Consider the following 23,270-nt stretch of genomic DNA (forward strand, 5'->3'; position numbering starts at 1 on the left):
GTGGGAAGCATAAATGGTACGTTTTAGTGTATTGGAACCTTGGCAAGATCCCCGTGGTGGAGAGATTGAACGGGTAAGAATCGATAATGGCATCATCGCACTCGAAGTATTAAGTTTAGGCGGTATTATTCGATCATTATGGACTCCCGATCGCAATGGTGAACGTAAAAATATTGTCTTAGGTTGCGACAGCGCCGAAGATTATTTAGCCCAACAAGCACATTTAGGTGCGATTGCAGGACGTTATAGCAATCGAATTGCCAATGGTAAAACTCAATATAATGGCCAACAATACTCACTGAGTATTAATCAAGCGACTAACTGTTTACATGGTGGCGCGGAGGGGTTTAATCGCAAATTATGGCAGCTTGGGCCATTAAGTGATGGCATGCGCTTAACCTTAAAAAGCCCTGACGGCGACATGGGGTTTCCAGGTAATTGCACCGTACAGCTCGATTACCGCTTAGCGGGTAACAATGTGTACATTGAAATGCTGGCCAGCACAGATAAAGCCTGCCCCATCAGTTTAACCCAGCATAGCTACTTTAATTTAGACGGTAATCGTAGCGACACCAATGCTCAACATACTCTACAAGTGGATGCTAAACATTACCTCACAATGAATGATGTTGGCATACCAACGTCAATGCAAGCTACCGCAGGCAGCGATTTAGATATGGCTGTACCTACACCAATGTCGGTGCAGACAGAGCGCGCAGCATTAGCCGCCACTAAAGGTTTTGATCATTGTTATGTGTTAGATAACCCAGGGGCAGACTTGCAACGTTTTGGTTGCTTAGCCAGCCCAAATAGTGGCCGCAGTATGACGGTTTATACTAACCAACCCGGCGTACAAGTTTACGGGGCTAATTTTTTGCAAGGCACTATTGGTAAAAAACAACGTCCACTTTGCGATCACCAAGCCGTGTGTATTGAACCGCAGATGCTACCTGATTCACCTAATCAACCAGACTTAGCTGGTGATGTGTGGGTAAAACCGGGACACGTTTATCATCACATCACTCGATATCAGTTTGATGCAGAATAATCCGCCTGTTAAATCTAATTTTAATGCTGAAGACATTGGCCAAATTGCCATAGGGGCTTTTGCCCTGTCGGTGCCGATTGCATTTTCTGAAGAAGCTTGGCATTTATCAGCCAGCTTACCAAGCTTAAATTTGGTCTTGATCGTGGTACTGTCGCTAGCGTTTATTGCCTTATTTGCCTACCAGAGTGTATTTCAGGCCAATATTATTAAGCGCAGACAAGCATTTCTATTACGAGTTGTTGCTGCCTATATATTGACGTTATTAGTCGTGGGAATAGTGCTTTTAGCATTAGATAAATTGCCGTTATGGGACGATCCCATTTTAGCATTTAAGCGGATGATATTAATTGCGATGCCCGCATCGATGGGCGCAATTATTGTTGATAGTTTTGACAAAGAATAAACGTCATAAGCAATAAAAAATTATTGCTTATGACGTTGTCAATCTATGACCAATATAAACCAGTAATGCGACTAATCACACAATACATTAAGTCTAAAACTTAATGTATTGCACAGAATTAATCGTCTATGCTATCACCTATTTCATCAAAGCTGTCATCGTCATCATCTGAGTCATCAAATTCTGGAATGTCATCATCTGAATCAATAACTTCATCTGGTTCTGGCACTGGTTTAGCCTTACGAGGAGGCGCTGTGTCTGGTACTTTTGACAAGTCGATACGTGATTGATGCTTTAACATAAACTCAGCACGTGCCGCTTTCCAAGCATCATTAAACTCAGCGATTGCCGCTTTTGTTTGCTCATCATCTAAGTCATGTAAATTCACTTTAACGATGTCTTCTACATACTCAACAATCGTATTACGAATTGTATTGTAAAAGTAGATGCGCCCTGGAGACGCTTGTGGCAGTTGGTTATCATGAACAACAATAGTATTACCTTTTGATGTTCTTAATTCACCAAACCAAACCTGTTTTTTTGCTGTGTTATACATATATGCTAACGCCCTTAAATCAACACATATCCTAAAAATGATGCAGCTTGATGGCTAATAAAACAGCCAATCTACAACACGATTATTTGTTCTGTATTTACGTGGGTATTTAAACAGAATATTTCTGAGAATCAATGCCTAAAACGATGATTTTTTCAAGTAATCGCATAAAAATGTCCGTCGTAGTCGATTTTTAACACTTTACTGTCTTTTTTCTCACAAAATAATCGTCCACAAAGGCAATTAGCCACTTTTAGGCTAACCACTTTGTCTTGACGACTTTAGCTTAAAAAAATCAAGCTTCAAGTTTTTTAGCAAAATATATGCTGATAAATATTCCGAATGGATCGGCACACACATAACGCCGCGGCTTAGGCTTGTAGATTTAATACAATCTTGCCTTTATGTTGCCCAGATTCCATACGCTGATGTGCCTCGACGACTTGAGCAAAAGCAAATACGCTATCTACAGGAATACTCATTTCACCACTGTTTAATAATGGCCATACATATTGCGCTAAGCCTTGAGCAATTTGCGCTTTATTTTGCACGCTTTGTGGTCGTAATGTTGAACCTGTCCACACTACCCGTTTTGCCATAATGCGAAAAATATCTACATTTGCCTGAGGACCCCGTTGCATCGCGACGGACACCATACGCCCATCAGTGGCTATGGCTTTGAGATTTTCATTAATAAAGTCGCCACCAGCAATGTCCATAATCACATTGACCCCTAGGCCATCCGTTGCCGCCAAGATAGGTTCGACAAAATGCTCTTCATTATAATTAATGGCCACACTGGCCCCTTGATCCAAACAATATTGGCATTTTTCAGCGCTACCAGAAGTCGCAAATACCTTAGCACCTAAGCAACTGGCCATTTGGATTGCGGTCGTGCCGATACCGCCAGATCCACCATGGATCAGTACGGTTTCACCTGCTTTAAGCCCGCCACGAATAAATAAGTTACCCCACACGGTAAAAAAGGTTTCTGGCAGAGCTGCCGCTTGTACGTAACTGTAACCGGTAGGAATAGGTAAGCAATGGGCAGCATAAGTGTTAACCAACTCGGCATAACCACCACCAGGCACTAACGCACACACTTTGTCGCCGACCTGCCACTGAGTTACATCATCTGCCACGGCAACAATTTCACCGGCCACTTCTAAACCTAGGATTGGACTAGCATCTGCTGGCGGTGGATAAGCCCCCACACGCTGTTTAATGTCTGGGCCATTCACTCCAGCAGCATGGACCTTAATCGTCACTTGACCCGCAGATGGCATCGCAAGCGTTGATTGTGCCATGGTCATCACGCTTGGTTCGCCAGGTAGCTCAACCATCACATGAGTAAATTGTCTATCTAATGTCGCCATAAAAATATTCTCTCGGTTAATTGCAGTTAAAAAGTAACCAATGTTAATTATCTGTTATTGGCACACTGTAGCTGTTCACAATATGAACATATTTGTTAGTAAATACTTAAATAGTATCTTTTTTAATCAAAAAAAGATTGCCTCTTCACTTTAAACAATTACTATACGCGCCCGTTCATCCCATGGAGCACAATACTTGCTAAAGTACCTGTTCATTTTACTGTCTGTTTTCAGTATTCACGCCCATGCCGCGCCAATTCGTATTGCCTCAGATATTTGGTGTCCCTATGCCTGTGATACTAACACTGGTTATGTTGTGGAATTGACTCGTCGCGCTTTTGAAATTCAAAATCAACCTGTTGAATTTATGATAGCCCCTTTTAAACGAGTCATGCTTGAACTTCAAAGGAACAATGTCGATGCTGTTATTGGATTGTCTAAAAAAGCGATAGGCAACTATCAATTACTGAGTAATGATGTGATTGTGGGCTATAAAAGTAACGACTTTTATACTCTAGTTGACAGCACTGAGTCATTTGAGCAAATATCCGACCTCAATAATACCCAACAGGTTGCCGTTGTCACTGGCTACCAATATGGCAAAGAACTGGATACATGGCTTAACTCCCACCCGAGCACCTATTTTGCCTCGGGTAATGACCCTATCGCGATGAACATTATTCGCCTTATAAAAGGCCGCCACTCGGTGATTATCGACAACAAAAATGTCATTGAGTACACCGCAAGTCAACTAAACTTAAATCAACAACTTCGTTATGCAGGCACTATAGGTAAACCGGTTCCTTTATATATTGGTTTTAACCCGCAAAATAAAGCCTATGTGAGCGCTTTTGACCGCGGCATACAGATGCTAAAAGCCAATGGCGAATATAAGCAAATTATGGATAAATACAAAATATTACCGGAAGTCACCTCAGCCGACGCCCGCTATAAAAACCTGCAAAAGTTTTTACCTATCTTTGATTAAACTCGCTGTTTTTATGCCAGAGGGAATTGGCATCAGCAAGGTGCAAAACTTAGTAACATTCTTCTCACTGCATAACCTTGTCATTTTCGTTACACTGCGCCAACAAAAAAATAATAAATCATCATTTTGGGATTAATGGCATCAGCTTGCTGAAGTCATAGGAGTATTTATGCGCGTGTATCTTCACTTGCTGATATTGGCATTGACCAGTTCAGCAATCTTCACCAGTTCGGCTTCAGAAATTGTCCAAAGTAAAGGTCGGTTCGACGACAAATTTCGTCAACTTGAAGAGAGCCTTCCCACACCAAATGATTATCGCAATGCTGCTGGCGAACCAGGTAAAGAATATTGGCAACAACAAGTAGATTATAAAATCAATGTCACATTAGATGAACAAAAGCGTGCTATTCAAGGTGAGCAAGTCATTACCTATCATAATAATTCTCCGTATACGCTTAAATATCTGTGGTTCCAATTAGAACAAAATCGTTTTAAATCTGACTCAATTGCTGAACGAAGCAGCGCCTTTTATGGGGTTGATGGGAGCGTTAGGGCTGAGAACACTTATGGCGATAGCGCATTTGCAAAGATCAGCCTGCAAGATCTTCGTCGCCAACAATTTTTAGCCGACAATAACTTGGGTTACCAAATTGCGGCGGTAACCGGTGCCAATAAAAAACCACTGAAATACACCATAGTTGGCGCTCAAATGCGGGTCGACTTACCGACCCCCCTAAACAGCAAGCAATCGACGCAACTGCGCATTAATTACGGCTACAATATTTTAGAAGAAGATGCCGTAGGTGCTCGCTCTGGATATGAGCATTTTCCAGACGATAATCGTGAAGGCGGCAATGACATCTTCTTATTAGCGCAGTGGTTTCCGCGAGTCGCCAGTTATTCAGATTACGAAGCATGGCATAACAAAGAATTCTTAGGCAGCGGCGAGTTTACGCTCGAGTTTGGTAATTACGATGTGAGCATGACAGTACCTAGTGACCATATTGTGGCCGCTACCGGCGTGCTCCAAAACAGTAAAAGCGTGCTGTCATCTGAACAACTCAAGCGTTTAGATAGCGCCAAAAAAGCTGACAAACCAGTATTTATTGTTTCTAAAGACGAAGCTCTAGCCAATGAATCGAGTACAGCCAAAGGCACTAAAACCTGGCATTTTAAAGCCGAAAATGTGCGCGACTTTGCTTGGGCATCATCACGTAAATTTATCTGGGACGCTCAAGGCTACCAACAAAAAAACAGCCAAAATCCACATGTAATGGCGATGTCGTTTTATCCTAAAGAGGGTGGCGAACTGTGGCAGCAATATTCAACAGCGGCAGTGATTCATACACTTGAAGTCTATTCACGCTTTACCTTCGATTATCCCTACCCTGCAGCGATCAGTGTTAATGGTCCCGTTGGCGGCATGGAATACCCGATGATCAGCTTTAATGGCCCACGTACTATTTGGCATGAAGATGGCAGTCGCACATACACCTTGGCTGAAAAACAATTCTTAATCGGCGTGGTGATCCACGAAGTCGGTCATAACTATTTTCCGATGATAGTCAACTCGGACGAGCGTCAATGGACTTGGATGGATGAAGGCATAAACAGCTTTTTAGACGGCATTGCCACCCGCGAATGGGATCCTAATTTATCTTGGGGACGTGAGCCAACTGATGTTATTGAATACATGAAGTCTAATGTCCAAGTTCCGATTATGACTCAGTCAGACAGTGTGTTGCAGCTTGGTCCTAATGCCTACATTAAACCTGCTGTTGCATTAAACATTTTGCGTGAAGTGATATTAGGCCGTGAGCTATTTGATTTTGCCTTTCAAGAGTACAGCCGTCGTTGGATGAATAAGCGCCCGACACCAAGCGACTTTTTCCGCACCATGGAAGAAGCCTCTGGGGTTGATTTAGATTGGTTTTTCCGTGGCTGGTTTTACACCACAGATCATGTCGATATCTCGCTAGATCGTATTTATAAACTGCGCTTAGACAGCAATAATCCTGATATTGATTTTGATCGTCGTCGCCAAGATTATAACGATAAACCTATGCCTTATTCGGTTGAACGTAATCAACAAAGTGGCCAAAAAACCTGGGTAGAACTTAATCCAGGTAATACTGATTATCATGACCAACATGATCAATTCAGCGTCACCAATAAAGATCGTAACAAGTACAACAAAAAACACGCCGAACTGGATCCGTGGGAGCAACAAGTCTTGGCGCGGGCATTGAAAGAAGATAAAAACTACTATGTGTTTAACTTCTCCAATCTTGGTGGTTTAGTGATGCCAATTTTGCTCGAACTCACGTTTGAAAATGGTGATACCGAGTCATTGGTGCTGCCAGCTGAAATTTGGCGCCGCTCACCGTTTGAAGTCAGTAAACTGATTGTGACCGACAAAGATAATGTATTAGTGTCTGCTGTGGTTGATCGTCGCGGCGAAACTGCCGATGTGGATATTGAAAATAACTATTATCCTCGTCAAATTATCCCATCACGCATTGAAGCCTTTAAAGAGGAAGAGCGTAAGGGTAATAAGTATCGCGATATCATGCATGACAATAAAGAAGCCCTGAAAGATCCTGAAATTAAAGTGAAGAAAAAGTAATGCGTCAATTGGTTCTAATATTACTGAGTGTTATTGGCTTAAGTTTATTGGCTGGCCAAGCCCATGGCCACCAGCAAAAAGAAGCCTACACCAGTATTGTGTTTAATCAGCGCAGCGGTATGCTGGAAATTCAGCATCGATTTTACTTGCACGACGCTGAGCATGCTGCTCAACAAGTAATAGATAGCAATGCCGATTTGATTAGCGATCCCGTGAGTCGTGAAGCTTTTGCATATTACGCTATATCGACATTTTCGATGCAGGATCAGCAGCAACATCCGTTAACCCTGACCTATGTGGGCACTGAGTTACAGGGTAAGTATTTGTGGGTTTATCAGGAAACACCGATCACCACTAATATGGAGGGGTTTTATCTTAAGATGACGACCCTTCAAGAATTGTGGTCAGAACAAACTAACCACATTAATGTTGAGCGCAATAAACACGTATCCTCAGCAAGACTGCATATTGCAGATTCTTGGCATTACATTGAAGTGGCAAAAGCCAGCGAATAAACACTGATAGCTCGAGCCAATATCCAGCGCCCTATTGATGTTCAGTAGGGCGCTTTTTTATTTCTATCTGACCACATCATCGAGTGCATCGGCCAAGGTTGAGTAAGTAACACACTGCACGCCATCTGGCTTAAAGCCTGCTTTAGCTAAGGTTTTAAGTGGCTGAAATTGAAAATCCGCGAGCAATACTCGGGTATTGTGGTGCTTACATTTCGCAATATACTTGTACAATGCAGAAACACCACCAGAATCTAAGATAGACACCCCATCGAAATACAACACCACCCCATCTTGATCAGCGCTCAAATGCGCCAACTCACCAAAGACACTGTCCGCGGCGGCAAAAAATAACGGACCATTGATTTTAAAGACTTTCCAACGCGGCGGTAATTCAACATGAATATGCTTTTTCTGCTCGCTAATGTCTTGCACCTTGGTCATATCAGCCACTTGTTTCATGAACAACAACGACGCCAAAATGATCCCCGCACTGATCGCAATCACCATGTCGAAGAAGATGGTCAATAACAAGCACACCAGCAATACCAGCACCTCGCTTGCGGGCGCTTTTTTTATAAGATGCACAATCTTAGGGGCTTCGCTCATATTCCAAGCCACCATAATGAGTAATGCCGACATGCCCGCCATGGGGATATACGCCAAAATAGTACTCAGCGATAACAAAGACACTAATACCACCAGTGCATGGATCATCGCTGCTACCGGACTCACCGCGCCAGCTTTATAATTAGCCGCTGAACGAGCAATGGCCGCTGTAGCAGTAATACCGCCAAAAAATGGCGCGATAATGTTACCGATACCTTGGCCGAGCAGTTCGCTATTAGCACTGTGCTTTTTACCCGACATGCCGTCGAGCACCACAGCACACAGTAATGATTCAATTGCCCCCAACATGGCAATCGCAAATGCCGCCGATAATAAATCGCTAGCCAATTGCCAACTGAGTTCAATAGGTAATTCGCCCGACTGGGTCCGCAGCCAAGGCCATTGAAAATCAGGCAACATGGATGGAATACCGGCGCCAATTGAACCATCGGCGAAAGTAAAACTAAAAGTAGAACCAATCGTCGCAACAGGAAAGCCTTGCTGATTGAGCACTAGCGCCACCAGACTAGCAACCACCACAGCCGGAAGATGTGCTGGCACAGGTAACTTGAGCTTAGGCCACAAAATAAACATCACTAACGCACTTAACCCCACCACCAGTGTCGGCAATGACAATGTCGGTAATTCTTGCGTTAATACGGCAACTTTACCGACAAAATTTTCAGGCATGTCACTGATGCTTAGACCGAAAAAATCTTTAACTTGCAGCACAGCAATCACTACCGCAATACCGCCGGTAAACCCTAAGGTGACTGACTCAGGGATATATTGGATATAGCGACCTAGGCGTAACAACGCCATAGCGATGAGTATCACTCCAGACAAAATACTCGCTAGCAATAATCCAGACAGACCATATTGATGCACTATGGGGTAAAGGATCACCACAAACGCCGCAGTCGGGCCAGATACGCTATAACGTGATCCACCGGTCAGCGGGATAATAAACCCGGCAATAATGGCGGTATATAATCCGTATTGCGGTGCAACACCAATAGCAATTGCCAGTGCCATCGCCAGTGGAATGGCAATAATGCCAACCGTTAAACCAGCTAATAAATCTTTAGAGAATGCATTGGCTTTGTAGGGAGCGTCTTTTAACGACTCTCTGAGCGCATGCCCAATACGAAGAGAAAATAAATGTGTGAGGTATTTCATTGCAGCGATCCCATAACCTAGTACGGCGTCAAGATACCCCTCATTATAGGCCGATTACTTTGCAGTACAATCGAATTAAGTTAACACCTAATGATAATGTAATTATAATCACATTATAACGATTGGTTTTATCTGAATTGACGTAATCACAAATGACCCGCAAAAAAGCCAGCGATGGTGTCGCTGGCTTTAGCTAGGTAGATATTCATAGTGATTGATAGTGTAAACAATGGCTACCTTCCCCCTGTAGCCTAATGTTAAAGAGCAATTTTAACGGCTAAAATCGATAGACACTTTGTGGCCGCGATTAGTATCTAGATTTTGATAATCCCAGTCATATTGCGTAATGAGTCTAGTGGTTAACTCAAGCCCTAAACCAAAGCCGAGCTCTTCAAAGCTATCTGCATAAGAGTCACACTGATTAGCGATACTCACCAATCTGGACGATTGACGAATGGTTACGCTGCCCTCAATAGTGTGCTGTAAAGCATTACGGATTATATTGGTGATAATAATTCGACAGAGAGTATCAGGCAGTTGATGAGTTGAGTCATCGGTTTCAATACTGATTTCAATATTTTTGCCGTGGATTAAATACCTTAACTCTTGCACAAGCTGACGAATAAGCTGACCCAGATTAACGTCGTTCAAGGGTAAGCTTTTACCTTCGCGCCGGGTTAACCACAATAAGGTTTCGGTGAGATCTGTCATGGTGAGCCCTGCACGTTCAATACGGTTAAGCACTTGGGCTTGCTTTTCAGCGCTACCACCTTTGCTTATCAGCTTTTGCAGTAATTCAGTATTAGTCCGAATAACCGCTATTGGGGTGCGTAACTCATGGCTGGCATAGCCTAAAAATTGTTGCTCACGATCTAAGCTTTCCTGCACAGTGCCTAAACTCGTTTTAACAATATCGGCTAAGGTATTTAATTCGCTAAAATGAAAGTCGGGTATTGGCTGAGCTAATTGCTGGCTATTTAATCCTTTCGCCCAAGTTCTTAAACGCTTCATTGGCCGCGCCACTTTTCGCATCATTAACATCAACACGATAGTAAACATCACAATACCTAAAATTGCAGTCGCTAATATCACCACAAAAAAGGGAATGCCTTTAGGAGGAGACATAGTGCCAGCTTTACTGTCAAAAATACTGGAGACATATCGCACCTCATTGCCTTTAAGCACTTTTATAACAAAAAAGCCTTTTACAGGGGGCGTAATGGGCGAGCCGCCAATAATTTTTTTATACAAGACGTTAGACTCGCTAGGCTCAGACTTAATATTTTGTTGGATCTCTTCGGGTAGGTCTTGCCAACGTGAAGCCACCGTAAAAAAATGTGATGTTTTCGGCTGACCATCGATAACCTGTTGATCTTGTGCTTGAGCGTACATGGTAGATTGTAAGATTTGGTCCATACCAGAAATAAAATAGTGCACACTGAGCATCGATAAAATTAAAATGGTACTAATACCAGTAAACAACATGACCAGTAGTACAAAAATTCGCAGGCTCGGAGTTAATTTCATCTAATGGCTATCCTACTGGTTATCTTTAATGGCAAAACCATGACCACTAACGGTATGCAGCAACTTGAGTTCCTGGTTGCCATCAAGGTGTTTACGTAAATTAAACATGTGTACTTTTAAACTATTACTGTCTGGTTGGTCATCTCCCCACACACTTTGCATCAGTTTTTCACGCGACACAGGGTTAGGGCTCGCTCGTATTAACACGTCTAAAATTTTAAACGCTGTCGGCGATAGCTTTAAGCCTACTCCATTGCGAAATGCCTGCTTCTGCTGCAAATCGAGGACCAAATCGGCCACGGTCAGGCGCATAGCTTGACCACTTCGGCGACGGGATAATACTCGAATGCGTACAATGAGCTCTTCCATTGCAAACGGCTTAATGAGGTAATCATCAGCACCTTTGGCAAAGCCGTCGAGCTTATCGTTAAGCGTGTCGCGCGCGGTAAGCATGAGTACTGGTACATCGATACCTTGCAGCCGCAAAGATTCACACACTTGCAAACCGTTCATTTTAGGTAAGTTCAAATCCAATATCACTGCATCATAGCGATTGAGTAAAATCAGATTCAGCCCTGCACTGCCATTGGCAGAATGGTCACAAAGAATACCTTCTAGCTCTAGGTAATCGATCACCGCCGTAGCTAAATCAAGATCGTCTTCAACCAATAACAACTGCAACTTGTCGGTGAACATCGAATATATTCCTCGGTTTACGACGCCACTGAGCTAGTCTTATGATGATTTGGGCGCAGTTTAGCCATAACGTGATTGATAAATGCTTTTGACTCACATTGAATGAGCAACAAAGATGGCGTCAAAATCAAGGTGATGACGGTAGCAAATAAAATACCATAACCCAGCGCTGCCGCAGCAGGTATTAAAAACTGTGCTTGTGATGAGGTTTCGCCTAACAAAGGTGCTAAACCAGCAAAGGTCGTCACTGAGGTAAGCAATACCGCACGAAGCCGGCTGGTACATGACTCAACAATAGCATCGTGTACCGACAAACCCTCTTCTTTAATCAACTCGTTATAGCGCGATACCAGCAATAGACTGTCGTTTACCACCACGCCACTTAAGGCCAAAATACCATTTAACGATAAAATACTAATGGTTAAGTCATTCCACCAATGGCCTAAAATGGCGCCAACAATACCAAACGGAATCGCGGTCATGATAATCACCGGTTGTATGTATGATTTTAACGGGATGGCTAGCAAGGCATAAATGGCAATTAACGCCAGCACAAACATCGACCCTATCGAACTTGTGGTTTCAGCTTGTTGCTCAGCTTCACCGGCAAAATTGAAACTCACACCGGGGTATTGCACTGCTAACTGCGGCACTAACGTCTGCTTTAGCTGACTAACAAGCTCGTTTGAGGCAATTTTATCTTTGTCTAGTACAGCACTGATGTATACCGCCCGTTGACTGTCAATACGGGTAATGTTCGACGGTTGGTAATCATTAAAAATCTGCGCCACGTGGCTTAATGGCACAATAGTACCGTCGCTAGTTCGAACATTGGCAAGCTTAATATCTTCGATGGTTTGACGATCTTCATCAGGGTAACGTACTCGAACTTTTACCTCATCTTTACCACGTTGAAAACGCTGTACTACACCGCCGCCAAATGACTGCAATATCTGGCTCGATAAGGTTTCGGTGTCAAATCCTAGGGCACGACCTTGCGCGGATAATTCAAAACGATATTGCGGCTCGCCTATGTCTAAATTGTTATCGATACCACTGACGCCATCCATGGTTTCTAGCTGCGCTTTTATCGCTTGGCCAACAGCAAAGACGGAATCGGTATCGCTGGCTTTAATTTCCACTTTAAAATTATCGAGCATTTCTTGCTTCGATAATATTTTCAGCTTTTTTATGCCTTCCATTTGGCCAACAAGCTCAAGCCATTTTTGGCTAAATTCTTTGAGGCTATAAGGACTGTCTGGCGCTAACTCAACCTGAACTTGGCCCGAGTCACTGCTGCTTGCCATAACATGCAAACTGGTTAAATAGCTGTCCTTATTATGCTGTTGTTCGGCCACCAGCTGAGCATCGACTTGTTTTGCAGCAGTTTCTAAGGTCATTAAATTTTTATAGGTCTGGCCAAAACTGGCGTCATTTTGCATCGAAAAGTCGGCAACAACAGTGTCGCCAGCAATATCAGGGAAAAATGCTACTCGCACACTACCCGTTATCGGCATACCTGCAACCACAATAAACAGTGCGATAAACAGCAATACCACCGCATAACGAAACCGTAATGCAAACTCAATAAGTGGCTGATAAATCACTCGACTAAACCACTGCAAGCCACTATCGGCAGCATGTTGGATATGATTAAACCATGATTTCTTGGCACTTTTTTGAGTATTAATATGCGCTAAATGTGACGGTAGAATAAATTTAGATTCAACCAACGACAACATCAAACAAATGGCGACGACAGTACCAAACTGGGCATAAATCTGCCCTAAATTACCTTCAACATTAGCTAAGGCAACAAAAGCGACTACTGTGGTTAACACACCAAATATCGTTGGGGTCGCCACTTTTAAAGTACCTTTGATAGTGTTGTCGATGTTGTCGCCGTATTTTTGCCGAGTGCTATAAACACTCTCGCCCACCACCACGGCATCATCGACGACAATCCCCAGCGCCATAATAAATCCAAAAGTGGTCATTTCATTTAGGCTTAAGCCAGCAAAAGTATTGCTCATAAAAAACAAGGTGCCGAAGAACACAAACGGTAACCCTGCAGCAACCCAAAATGCCACTCGCAAGTTTAAAAATAACGCTAAAATAATGAATACCAAAGCGATACCACTCAAGGCATTTTTAACCAATAAGCTTAAGCGTTCGATAATCAGCGTGCTTTTGTCATGCCAAGTAGCAATACTGACGTTGTCGGGTAATACATTAGAGCTGCGCCATTTTTCGACGACTTGCTTAGCTTGCTCTACAATATCAACAATATCGCCATTTTCGTCCATCACAATTTCAATCGCGCTTGAGTTAGCTTGGTTATAACGCGACAACACAAAGGTATCGTCGGCAAAACCGTCTTTAATAGTCGCAATATCACCTAAGGTTATCAGCGAACCTTGACTGTTGGTGATCACCGGAATCGCCATAAAATCATCTAATTGGTAAGCTTGCTGTGATACTTTTAGCCGCACGGTTTTGTTGTCGTTATATAGGCTAGTCGAAATGGATGCTGACGATTCGGCATTCACAGCACTGGCCACGGAGGCAAACGTCAGTCCATAGGCTTGCAACTTAGCTTCATCAATTTCTATAGAAATCATCGGCTCAGCTTTGGCTTTAATCTCGAGATCGTGAATAGCTGACTGACTTAATAAATCCGATTTAAGTTGTTCGGCTAATGCCTGCAACGTCGCGCGGTCAGCATCGCCGTAGATCTCAATCCACAAGGCATGATCTTGCATGCGCATTTTATCAATAACGGGTTTTTCAGCTTCACTAGGAAAGTTATAAATCGCATCGACATTGGTTTTAATATCAGTGAGTAAAGTGTCTAAATCATAAGCGCTGGTTTTCTCAATTATCACACTACTGCCATTGGCGTTGGATGTTGACGTTATCCGTTTTATGCCCGGCACGGTTTCTAATGCATCTTCAATTTTAATTGCTATGCCTTCTTCAGCCAGCACTGGGTCGCCACTGTCGTAAGTCACCGACACTGTCACCCTGTCGGGTTCTAAACTCGGAAAGGCCTCTTTGCGTAAGCTGCCTAAGGAGAAAAGACCCACGATTATCATGGCAATTAATAGCAAGTTAGCCGCTACTGAATTTCTAGCAAACCAGGCTATCGCCCCTGAATGTGTAGATTGAGATCCCGACATGGCTTAAACCTCTAACTTAGCAAGCACCTTAGTGCCCACTTTAAAGCTGCTTAAAGGGCGCTTAACAATTTGGATTAAGCTCGGTCGACCTCTTTGCTCACTAACAATAGGCAATACATACACAAAACCGTCTTTTTCAAAGGCGATATTGGCAGCTGATTTAGCCAATTGACTGCTATCATTGATAAACCAAATATCACCTTGTTGTGAAATAGCCGACGACGGTAATTGCCATAAATCACTTAATGATTTGCCGTTGATTTGTGCTTTAACAAAGGTGCCTGGATACAAGTGAGTTTGTTGCGTGAGTGGATTGTCGACCACCACAATTAATGAACGTTGACGACTAGTTTGGGTTAAATGTTGTTCAACCCGCTCAATATAACCTTGCCACTGGTTACGGCCATCGGCGCTGTACAAGGTGACATCCCAAGGGGTTTTAGCAAGCTGTGCATTGTCAAACTCTGGCAGGTTTTGCCACTGTAAATCTGACAATGGCACATTAATTTCAACGTCTGCAACGCTGTATAAAGTGCCCAGTTGGGTGCCGGTTTGTACATAACTTCCGGGCTGAATATCACGACTCACCACTAGCGCATCAAATGGCGCAGTAATCTTGGTATAAGCCACATCTTGCTTAGCTTTTTTAAGGATTAACTTGGCGTTCTCTAATGCGGCAGTCGCTTGGGCTAATTGTGGTGTTCTGAGCACTAACGGTGATTCAGGCTCACCAGAAAAACCTGAACGTAACCATTCTGATTTTGCTTGTTCACCTTGGCGTTGTTCCTCGAGTAAATCGAGCTCAGCCTGGGCGACATCGGTTTGCGCTTGCGTTAATGCTTGCTGATAACTGATATCATTAATTTGGCCTAATACTGTGCCTTTTTTAATCACCAGACCGGATTCAAATTGACGATGAACACTGTCAATCTTACCGCTTACTTCGGCGCTTAGCGTGAGTTCATAACGTGGTCTTGCTTCACCAAAACCGATGACTTCAGCTTGATATTGTTGTCCGTTGACAGCCACTACCCCCACTTGAGGTAATAATGAGATTGCTGCTGTACTCGCCACTGGGTTAATAGGTTGCTCTGTAGCGGATGCTTGTTGGTTAGGCGCAGGCGGTAATTGCGAGACGGTATAACCTAAGGTAGCAAAAATACTGCCCAATGATAATACGGTGACAATAACGTTTAGACGATTAAACTTCATGTAATACCCCTAAGCCCAACGCTAGGCCTAAATCAATACGGTTTATAAGACGGTTATAAATGGTGTTAGCAAGTTGCGCTTCAACATCAAAGGTTTGCTGTTGCACGGTTAGTAAATCAAAAATGTCGACTAAGCCTTGACGATACTTTTGCTCGTAACTGACAAAACTGCGCTCGGCGCTGAGTTGCGCTTCAATTAAATGCTGTTGTTGTTTGGCGAGGGAGTATTCTTGGCCCACAGTGTTTTCCACTTCGTTAACCGCATTTAATAGGGTTTCTTGATAGACCCAATAGCGCTGCTCTGTGGTTAATTGGGCTAACTCAGCTTGTGATGATAATTTGCCACCTTGGAACAAGGGCGCAGATAATTGCCCCAGCACACTCCATAAAGGTCCGGTGAGTAATGCATCTGTTGGCGACTGCGCCATGTCGGTCAAACTGGCTGATAAACTGATCGACGGCAGCATAGCCTTATAGGCGGCATCGGTACGTAATACTTCGGCTTCAATATTGTAAAATGCAGTTTTAATATCAGGACGTTGACTTAGATTTTGTTGCCCTAGTGAGTTAATGGGATTCAACACTGCAGGAAATTCCGCAGTAATGTTTACCGCTAAATCGTTGCCGGTCCATTGCCCTGTAAGCAAGGTCAAATCACGCTTGCTTTGGGCAAGCTGTTGTTGATAATCGGCTAAGGTAGCTTGTGTACTGGCGACACTAGTATTGGCATTATCGAGATCTTCTAAACTGCCTAAGCCAACACGATAACGCGCTAAAATAAGTGCTTTATTGTTGTCTAATACCGTTAAACGCTGGGTTTCAATCGCCACAAGTTGTTGTTTAAGGCTAATGTCTAACCAACTGCGCATCACGTTGGCGGCGACTAAGTCTTGCGCGCTTTGAAGACTGGCTTGCGTGCTGGCAATGTCTTTTAATGCAGCGTTGCTGCTGTCAGCAATTTTTTGCCATAAATCCAGCTCCCAACTCACGGTAATATCAGTGGTATAACTGTCATCGCTGTCTTCGGTTGAAGTGCCGCTAAAGCTGGCATCTACTGACGGCAAACGGCTAGCAGAAGTAATACCGTGTTGGGCATAGGCCATTTTCAATGCCACTACGCTTTGTTGCAAACTAGGGTTATTCTGCAAAGCAGCAGATATAAAGCTCTGCAACTCAGGCACATTAACTAAGTCAGTTAAACGCGCTATCGATTGTGTCGGCACATCTTGTGTCTTTGAGGCCAGCAGCAACTGCTCAATTAAACGTTGGCTCGTATCCGCCTCAGCTTGACTGGCTCGGTCAGCGTAATTGACATTATCGACACTGCTGCAGCCCAACAGGCTCGTCACCATCAGTGCCAGCATCGCTTTTCGTAGCGCCGGTTTTACCATCATCAACTGCATCCCCAAACCTGTGTATTACACAATAATGGCACCAGCATACCGATGGAGGGGTTAAGGCGAGGTTAAGGTGAACGTTGTTAGGTAAATGAATCTCAAGGAGCCATATTGAAATGCGAAAAGCGTAAATACGAACAAAATTATATTTATAAATATTCTGTATTTAGCTCTAACTCCCTTTAAGTCGGCGGCTCAGCGCACTTTGACTAATACCCAGTATTTGCGCTGCTGCGGTTTGGTTATTGGCAGTGCGGCTCATGGCTTCGTCCATTAGTGCTTGGTTCATCTGCGCTATCGTGGGCAGTTGTTTGGGAAAAATAATGCGATCTTGCGGCGCTGCCGTTAATGACTTGTGTTCATTAATCGCTTCCATAAAAGCAGAGGTATTAAGCGCTATGCCATCACTTCTGCTCACAGCATCAAAAACCATGCCTTTGAGTTCATGAAGGTTACCAGGAAAATCATAACTGGCGAGCTTGGGCGCTAAATCGGGAGGCTGAATAGGCGCAGGTAGATTCATTTCAGCGGCAGCAAGAGCGATGAAATGATTGATTAACATAGCAATGTCTAACTGCCGTTCTGCTAACGGTGGTAATTTAATTTTATGAGCCCGTAAGCGGTAGAGTAAATCGCTTCTAAGCTCACCTGCTTGGTGTAGTTTGAGTAAGTCATCTTGAGTCGATACCACAAACTTACATTTAACCGGATAAGCGGTGTCGCTGCCTAAAGGGTAATATTGTTTAGTGTCTAACAGCGCTAATAGCTTAACTTGTGCATCCAGAGGCAACGCGCCTATTTCATTCAAATACAGCACCCCACTTCCTACTTGATGCAATAGGCCTGCAACCGCTTCAAGCTCGCCATTATGGTGATGATACAGCTGGCCACTCATTTTTTGCTCAAAGGACTCGCTACTAATACCGGCAAGATTAATGCTAATAAAAGGTTCATTCGGGTTATAAAGCGCATGGCAAGATTTGGCGAACTCGCTTTTGCCAGTGCCGCTTTCACCATAAATTAGCAAGGGTTCAGGGCTACAAGATACGGCTTCAAGATAACGAAATTGATCTAATAACTGTGGCTCGCAAGTTAAAATATTATTGAACGCTTGCGGGTTATCTAAAGTACGACTTAAGAATTTTTCTTTGATATGCAGGTAGTTTCTTTCAAGCCCAACCACTTCTAGCGCTCGGCGTACCGTACGCGCGAGATTATCGACATTGTCTGTTTTGATAAAGTAGTCATAAGCGCCATTTTTAATACAGCGCACTGCGGTATCAACCTCATTCACCCCAGTCACAATAATCACCCGAGTATTGGGAAAGTCACTGCGGATCATCGCTAATAGCTCTTCGCCAGAGTGAAATGGCATAGTAAGATCGACCAGTACTAGCGCATAATCACCCACTTGTAAGCGGCTGTGTACTTGACGGCTGTCTAGACAAGTATCTATGTCAGCCTCAGGAACGAGACGGTTAAGGGTTATCGCGAGTGTGCGTAACCAGGCGGCTTCGTCGTCGATTAACAGAATATTTCTGGCCAGTTTCATATGTATTGTTCCAATGTAAAAATCAGACTAATTTGCGTGCCTTTGCCTATACTCGACTGCATCTGCATTTCGCCTTGATGCTCTTTAATTATTTTGCTGCATACCGATAAACCCAAACCACTGCCGCCCTCGTTGCGACGGGTGGTAAAAAAGGGCTCGGTAATACGTTTGAGCGTGGCGCTATTCATGCCGCAACCGTTATCGATAATGCTCAATATTGCCGTATTGCCAGCAATGCGAGTTTCTATAATAATCTCGCCATGTTGTTCAGTGCAGGCATGACAAGCATTTTGAATAAGGTTGATTAATACCTGATGTAACTGTTGCGCATCGCCCTTAATTATAGGACTAGGTTGACATAACCTCATGCTGATCTGATGGACCTTGGTTTGATTGGCAGTAAGACGCTGGGCAACTTGAACCACGTCATTTAGGCATACTCGAGCATATTGATCGGCAATGTGCGGCATGGCATAACGTTTTAAGTCATTAACAATTCGGCTGATACGTTTGGCGCCCTCTTCAATAGAGCCGCAACTGTACTGAAGCTCTTCAATGGCAACATCTGGGGGTAATCCTGCAATAAGCCAAAAAGGATTTTGTTGCTGATAGTGCCTTGCTGCTGGGGTTAAGTCTTTTAAGGCCGCGGTAAATAATGATACCGCATGCACAATCAGGCCGGTTGGATTATTGATTTCATGAGCAATTCCCGCAGACAACTCGCCTAGTGACGCTAAGCGGCTAACTTCTTCATTTGCTTGCCTCAATCTATGCTGTTCAGTGGTTTCCTCAAGTAGAATCACCACTTGTTTTTCTGCAATAGGATGGATTTGTAATTGCCAAAACTGCTGTTGATAGCGCATCTCTGCAATCAAAGGGGTTTGGCTAGAGAGTACCTCGAGCACCGCCGTTTTAAGAACAAATGCATGGTTGTCGATATAGTAAAATGCTGCTGAATCTAACAAATGAATATTGTTATCGTTACTCCATAAATGCTGCAAGTCTTGGTTTACTATGGTTACGCCATTGGGGATGCCATCGAGAACAGATTGGAACTGTTTAGATAATTCAGATATCTCAGCTTCAATGCGCCTGCGCTGAATGAGTTCGGCATCAAGGGCTTTAGTATGACGGCGTAAACTAGCGCTTATCAATCCGGTGAAAATCATCCCGATAGCAGAAATAATCGCCACTAAAATGGCTAGAGCAAACATGCGCTTTTCAGAAGAGGTTAAATCCACTTTTTCACGCCCGGTACCAAACCATTTATTAACCAGTCGGTCGTATTCGCCTGATAATTTTAACTGCCTAAGCGCTTCATTAATTTGATACATGAGTTCTGTTTTCGACTCATTAGCGACAAAATTAAACGCGCCATAAATGAGTGCATCACTCGAACTGCGCACCGATGGATACAGCGGAAGTAAACGCCGCGCAACAAAGCTTTCAGCAATCACCACGTCGACTTGATTTTTAATCAGTAATTGAAAACCGGTTTCATACAAATCAACATCCACGCGGTCGAAATTTTGCAAATGGTCAGATAAAAACACATCAACAAAAGCGCCTTTTTTAATGGCCACCCGCTTACCAATTAAATCTGCCCAACTGTTAATTAACCCCTTACCCTGCAAAGTATAAGCTTTAGCGTGGGTGGCATAGATAGGATCAGATTGAGCTAACTTGCGATCCATGTTCACCGGGCTCACCACAACAATCACGTCAATATCACTGTTAGGGTTATACACATCTTGAACTAATTGCTGAAAACTCTTACGCCGCACAAGAATGCGCTTGTTAGTAAGCTGACCAATTCTATCCATCAACTCAATGTTAAATCCTTGATCCACTCCGTTATTACGCCACTCTAATGGCGCTGTTTTTGAATGCACACCTAGCACAATGCTGTCTTGCGCGAATGCAGGAAAAGTGAGGGTAATAACTAATAGTAATAGGATCTTCATACTGCGATATTAACTATTTCGCTCATTTGAAACTGTGCCGCATTCCGCGAATTAGTAAATCATTATGTACCTTTTACCTAAATATTAATTCGATGTGATCTAGCGCCACATAAGCTATGCAAAAGTGCATACACGCCCTTATAGCTATGCATCTTTGCATAGCACCTTTTCATGCTTGTGATTGAGTTGTCATTTCTGTCACTGCTGGTGTTTATCTTATTGCTGGTTTTAGTGGCATGGATAAAGATTAAGGTAAGCAGAAGTAACCGCTGAACAACTTAACACCTAATTTTAGACCGAACTTTTAAAGTGAAGTGATCTCACTTCAGCCACACTAAAACAATAACTGGCTTTTATACCTAATCAACTAAGCATCATTAGGTTTAGAAGGAGGAGCAAAAATGAAAAAAATGAAACTTGCAGTCTGCCTTGCCACGCTAATGGGCACAGCAGGCCTAATGGGCAACGCTGTTGCGGCTGATAACTTAGCTGAATTCCATGAGCAAAACCAAGAGTGTGATAGCTGTCATACTCCAGATGGCGAGCTATCAAACGACAGCTTAACCTATGAAAATGCCCAATGTGTTTCTTGCCATGGCACTTTAGCTGAAGTGGCTGAAACCACAAAACATGAACATTACAATGCTCATGCTTCACATTTTCCCGGTGAAGTGGCTTGTACCTCATGTCACAGCGCGCACGAAAAATCGATGGTGTACTGTGATTCTTGCCACAGCTTCGATTTCAATATGCCATATGCTAAAAAATGGAAACGTGACGAACCCACTATTGCTGAACTGGCCAAAGATAAAGCAGAACGTCAGGCTGCTCTTGCTAGTGCACCTCACGATACGGTTGATGTAGTGGTTGTTGGTTCTGGTGGCGCAGGTTTCTCTGCGGCAATATCGGCAACAGATAATGGTGCGAAAGTCATTCTGATTGAAAAAGAGCCTGTTATCGGCGGTAACGCTAAATTGGCTGCAGGTGGTATGAACGCTGCTTGGACTGATCAACAAAAAGCCAAAGAAATTAAAGATAGCCCTGAGCTAATGTTCAAAGACACCATGAAAGGCGGCCGTGATATAAACGATCCAGCATTAGTTGAAGTCTTAAGCTCACACTCTAAAGGCTCAGTTGATTGGATGACCAAAATGGGCGCCGATTTAACCGATGTTGGCATGATGGGTGGTGCATCGGTTAAGCGTGCACACCGTCCAACTGGTGGCGCAGGTGTGGGTGCTCATGTTGTTCAAGTGCTTTATGATAATGCCGTAAAACGCAATATCGACTTACGCATGAACACTCGTGGCATTGAAGTACTTAAAGATGACAGCGGCAAAGTGAAAGGTATTCTGGTTAAGGGAATGTATAAAGGTTACTACTGGGTGAAAGCCGATGCAGTCATCTTAGCAACGGGTGGTTTCGCTAAAAATAACGAACGTGTCGCTAAGCTTGATCCTTCATTAAAAGGCTTTATCTCTACTAACCAACCTGGTGCTGTAGGTGATGGTCTGGATGTGGCTGAAAATGCCGGTGGCGCTTTGAAAGACATGGAATACATCCAAGCTCATCCAACACTATCAGTAAAAGGTGGCGTAATGGTCACTGAAGCGGTACGTGGTAATGGTGCGATTTTGGTTAACCGTGAAGGTAAGCGTTTCGTCAACGAAATTACCACTCGTGATAAAGCATCTGCGGCAATCTTAGCGCAAACGGGTAAATCAGCTTATTTGATTTTTGATGACTCTGTACGTAAATCACTGTCTAAAATCGATAAGTATATTGGTTTAGGTGTTGCACCATCGGCAGACAGCTTAGTGAAATTAGGCAAGATGGAAGGTATTGACGGTAAAGCGTTAACCGAAACAGTTGCACGTTATAATAGCTTAGTGAGCAGCGGTAAAGACACTGATTTTGAGCGTCCAAATCTACCTCGTGCACTAAACGAAGGTAACTACTATGCAATCGAAGTGACACCTGGGGTTCACCACACTATGGGTGGCGTGATGATCGACACCAAAACTGAAGTCATGAATGCTCAGAAACAGGTTATACCTGGCTTGTATGGCGCTGGTGAAGTCACTGGTGGTGTTCATGGTGCTAACCGCTTAGGTGGCAATGCAATTTCAGGCATCATCACCTTCGGTCGCTTAGCAGGTGAAGAAGCGGCAAAATATTCTAAAAAGAACTAATCGATTTAGAATTAACTGACTCGCTAGTATCAGTAAGCCACAGTTCATTACTGTGGCTTTTTTTATGCGTCAATATCTCCAAACCTAACCAATTAACGCGTCAATAGCGGGCCTGTTGCAAGTCTTCTCATGTAAAAAATAACGCAGTTAGCAAGGCAAAGGGCTGTTTGCGAGGCATTTGTTATCCCGAGTTCAGGTTAATTAATGCATAATCGATGGCACAGTAAATTTTGCATTAACTCACTAGCTAATATA

Annotated in this window: 16 protein-coding genes; 6 read left to right on the plus strand and 10 right to left on the minus strand. The window is 43.5% G+C overall.

The features are described 5' to 3' along the window. Positions 1–13 precede the first annotated feature (13 nt). Complete coding sequence (locus H5164_RS07940) at positions 14–1,048, plus strand: aldose epimerase family protein (RefSeq protein WP_124015253.1); 1,035 nt, start codon at positions 14–16, stop codon at positions 1,046–1,048. Then, on the plus strand, positions 1,038–1,451 hold the full coding sequence (locus H5164_RS07945; protein ID WP_124015254.1) for a DUF2391 family protein: 414 nt from the start codon (positions 1,038–1,040) through the stop codon (positions 1,449–1,451). The genes H5164_RS07940 and H5164_RS07945 overlap by 11 nt, the downstream gene beginning before the upstream one ends. A 118-nt stretch (positions 1,452–1,569) precedes the next feature. Here H5164_RS07945 and H5164_RS07950 read toward each other — a convergent pair whose 3' ends face one another. Both H5164_RS07950 and H5164_RS07955 read right to left on the minus strand, forming a co-directional pair. After that, positions 1,570–2,007: a hypothetical protein gene (locus tag H5164_RS07950; RefSeq protein ID WP_124015255.1), complete on the minus strand. Its 438-nt coding sequence runs from the start codon at positions 2,005–2,007 to the stop codon at positions 1,570–1,572. A gap of 371 nt (positions 2,008–2,378) precedes the next feature. Continuing rightward, on the minus strand, positions 2,379–3,383 hold the full coding sequence (locus tag H5164_RS07955; protein WP_182755495.1) for an NAD(P)H-quinone oxidoreductase: 1,005 nt from the start codon (positions 3,381–3,383) through the stop codon (positions 2,379–2,381). Between the two features lie 196 nt (positions 3,384–3,579). Between H5164_RS07955 and H5164_RS07960 the strand changes: the two genes are divergently transcribed. From H5164_RS07960 to H5164_RS07970, 3 genes are all read left to right on the plus strand, one after another. Then, a complete protein-coding gene (locus H5164_RS07960; RefSeq protein WP_182755497.1) occupies positions 3,580–4,371 on the plus strand; it encodes an ABC transporter substrate-binding protein in 792 nt (263 codons plus the stop codon). Positions 4,372–4,540: 169 nt separating this feature from the next. Beyond that, positions 4,541–6,997, plus strand: coding sequence for a M1 family metallopeptidase (locus H5164_RS07965; protein ID WP_182755499.1), 2,457 nt, complete (start codon positions 4,541–4,543; stop codon positions 6,995–6,997). Beyond that, positions 6,997–7,512 (plus strand): DUF6702 family protein, encoded by a 516-nt coding sequence (locus H5164_RS07970; RefSeq protein ID WP_182755501.1) that lies wholly within the window; start codon positions 6,997–6,999, stop codon positions 7,510–7,512. The genes H5164_RS07965 and H5164_RS07970 overlap by 1 nt, the downstream gene beginning before the upstream one ends. A 63-nt stretch (positions 7,513–7,575) precedes the next feature. Here H5164_RS07970 and dauA read toward each other — a convergent pair whose 3' ends face one another. The 8 genes from dauA to H5164_RS08010 form a co-directional block, all read right to left on the minus strand. Then, complete coding sequence (gene dauA / locus H5164_RS07975; protein WP_124015260.1) at positions 7,576–9,297, minus strand: C4-dicarboxylic acid transporter DauA; 1,722 nt, start codon at positions 9,295–9,297, stop codon at positions 7,576–7,578. Positions 9,298–9,567: 270 nt separating this feature from the next. After that, entirely contained in the window at positions 9,568–10,824 is a 1,257-nt protein-coding gene (locus H5164_RS07980; RefSeq protein ID WP_182755503.1) for a HAMP domain-containing sensor histidine kinase, read from the minus strand. Between the two features lie 12 nt (positions 10,825–10,836). Then, entirely contained in the window at positions 10,837–11,520 is a 684-nt protein-coding gene (locus H5164_RS07985; RefSeq protein WP_182755505.1) for a response regulator transcription factor, read from the minus strand. 17 nt (positions 11,521–11,537) lie between these two features. Then, positions 11,538–14,699: an efflux RND transporter permease subunit gene (locus H5164_RS07990; RefSeq protein WP_182755507.1), complete on the minus strand. Its 3,162-nt coding sequence runs from the start codon at positions 14,697–14,699 to the stop codon at positions 11,538–11,540. Positions 14,700–14,702: 3 nt separating this feature from the next. After that, positions 14,703–15,911, minus strand: coding sequence for an efflux RND transporter periplasmic adaptor subunit (locus tag H5164_RS07995; protein WP_182755509.1), 1,209 nt, complete (start codon positions 15,909–15,911; stop codon positions 14,703–14,705). Further along, positions 15,901–17,304 (minus strand): TolC family protein, encoded by a 1,404-nt coding sequence (locus H5164_RS08000; protein WP_182755512.1) that lies wholly within the window; start codon positions 17,302–17,304, stop codon positions 15,901–15,903. Before H5164_RS08000 ends, H5164_RS07995 begins: the two co-directional genes overlap by 11 nt. 175 nt (positions 17,305–17,479) lie before the next feature. After that, positions 17,480–18,859 carry a sigma-54 dependent transcriptional regulator gene (locus H5164_RS08005; RefSeq protein ID WP_182755514.1) on the minus strand — a complete coding sequence of 460 codons (1,380 nt, stop codon included), beginning with the start codon at positions 18,857–18,859 and terminating at the stop codon, positions 17,480–17,482. Further along, positions 18,856–20,823, minus strand: a complete 1,968-nt coding sequence (locus H5164_RS08010; RefSeq protein WP_182755516.1) for an ATP-binding protein — start codon at positions 20,821–20,823, stop codon at positions 18,856–18,858. The genes H5164_RS08005 and H5164_RS08010 overlap by 4 nt, the downstream gene beginning before the upstream one ends. Positions 20,824–21,224: 401 nt before the next feature. On the opposite strand from H5164_RS08010, the gene H5164_RS08015 reads away from it, so the two are divergent. Next, a complete protein-coding gene (locus H5164_RS08015; RefSeq protein WP_124015267.1) occupies positions 21,225–23,015 on the plus strand; it encodes a flavocytochrome c in 1,791 nt (596 codons plus the stop codon). Positions 23,016–23,270: the final 255 nt, after the last annotated feature.

Origin of the sequence: Shewanella sp. SG41-3, assembly GCF_014164545.1 — a bacterium.
GTDB lineage: Bacteria > Pseudomonadota > Gammaproteobacteria > Enterobacterales > Shewanellaceae > Shewanella > Shewanella vesiculosa.

Coding starts and splice junctions, on each gene's coding strand:
- H5164_RS07940 (WP_124015253.1), top strand. CDS start 14: ATGGTACGTTTTAGTGTATTGGAACCTTGGCAAGATCCCCGTGGTGGA.
- H5164_RS07945 (WP_124015254.1), top strand. CDS start 1,038: ATGCAGAATAATCCGCCTGTTAAATCTAATTTTAATGCTGAAGACATT.
- H5164_RS07950 (WP_124015255.1), bottom strand. CDS start 2,007: ATGTATAACACAGCAAAAAAACAGGTTTGGTTTGGTGAATTAAGAACA.
- H5164_RS07955 (WP_182755495.1), bottom strand. CDS start 3,383: ATGGCGACATTAGATAGACAATTTACTCATGTGATGGTTGAGCTACCT.
- H5164_RS07965 (WP_182755499.1), top strand. CDS start 4,541: ATGCGCGTGTATCTTCACTTGCTGATATTGGCATTGACCAGTTCAGCA.
- H5164_RS07970 (WP_182755501.1), top strand. CDS start 6,997: ATGCGTCAATTGGTTCTAATATTACTGAGTGTTATTGGCTTAAGTTTA.
- dauA (WP_124015260.1), bottom strand. CDS start 9,297: ATGAAATACCTCACACATTTATTTTCTCTTCGTATTGGGCATGCGCTC.
- H5164_RS07980 (WP_182755503.1), bottom strand. CDS start 10,824: ATGAAATTAACTCCGAGCCTGCGAATTTTTGTACTACTGGTCATGTTG.
- H5164_RS07985 (WP_182755505.1), bottom strand. CDS start 11,520: ATGTTCACCGACAAGTTGCAGTTGTTATTGGTTGAAGACGATCTTGAT.
- H5164_RS07990 (WP_182755507.1), bottom strand. CDS start 14,699: ATGTCGGGATCTCAATCTACACATTCAGGGGCGATAGCCTGGTTTGCT.
- H5164_RS07995 (WP_182755509.1), bottom strand. CDS start 15,911: ATGAAGTTTAATCGTCTAAACGTTATTGTCACCGTATTATCATTGGGC.
- H5164_RS08000 (WP_182755512.1), bottom strand. CDS start 17,304: ATGATGGTAAAACCGGCGCTACGAAAAGCGATGCTGGCACTGATGGTG.
- H5164_RS08005 (WP_182755514.1), bottom strand. CDS start 18,859: ATGAAACTGGCCAGAAATATTCTGTTAATCGACGACGAAGCCGCCTGG.
- H5164_RS08010 (WP_182755516.1), bottom strand. CDS start 20,823: ATGAAGATCCTATTACTATTAGTTATTACCCTCACTTTTCCTGCATTC.
- H5164_RS08015 (WP_124015267.1), top strand. CDS start 21,225: ATGAAAAAAATGAAACTTGCAGTCTGCCTTGCCACGCTAATGGGCACA.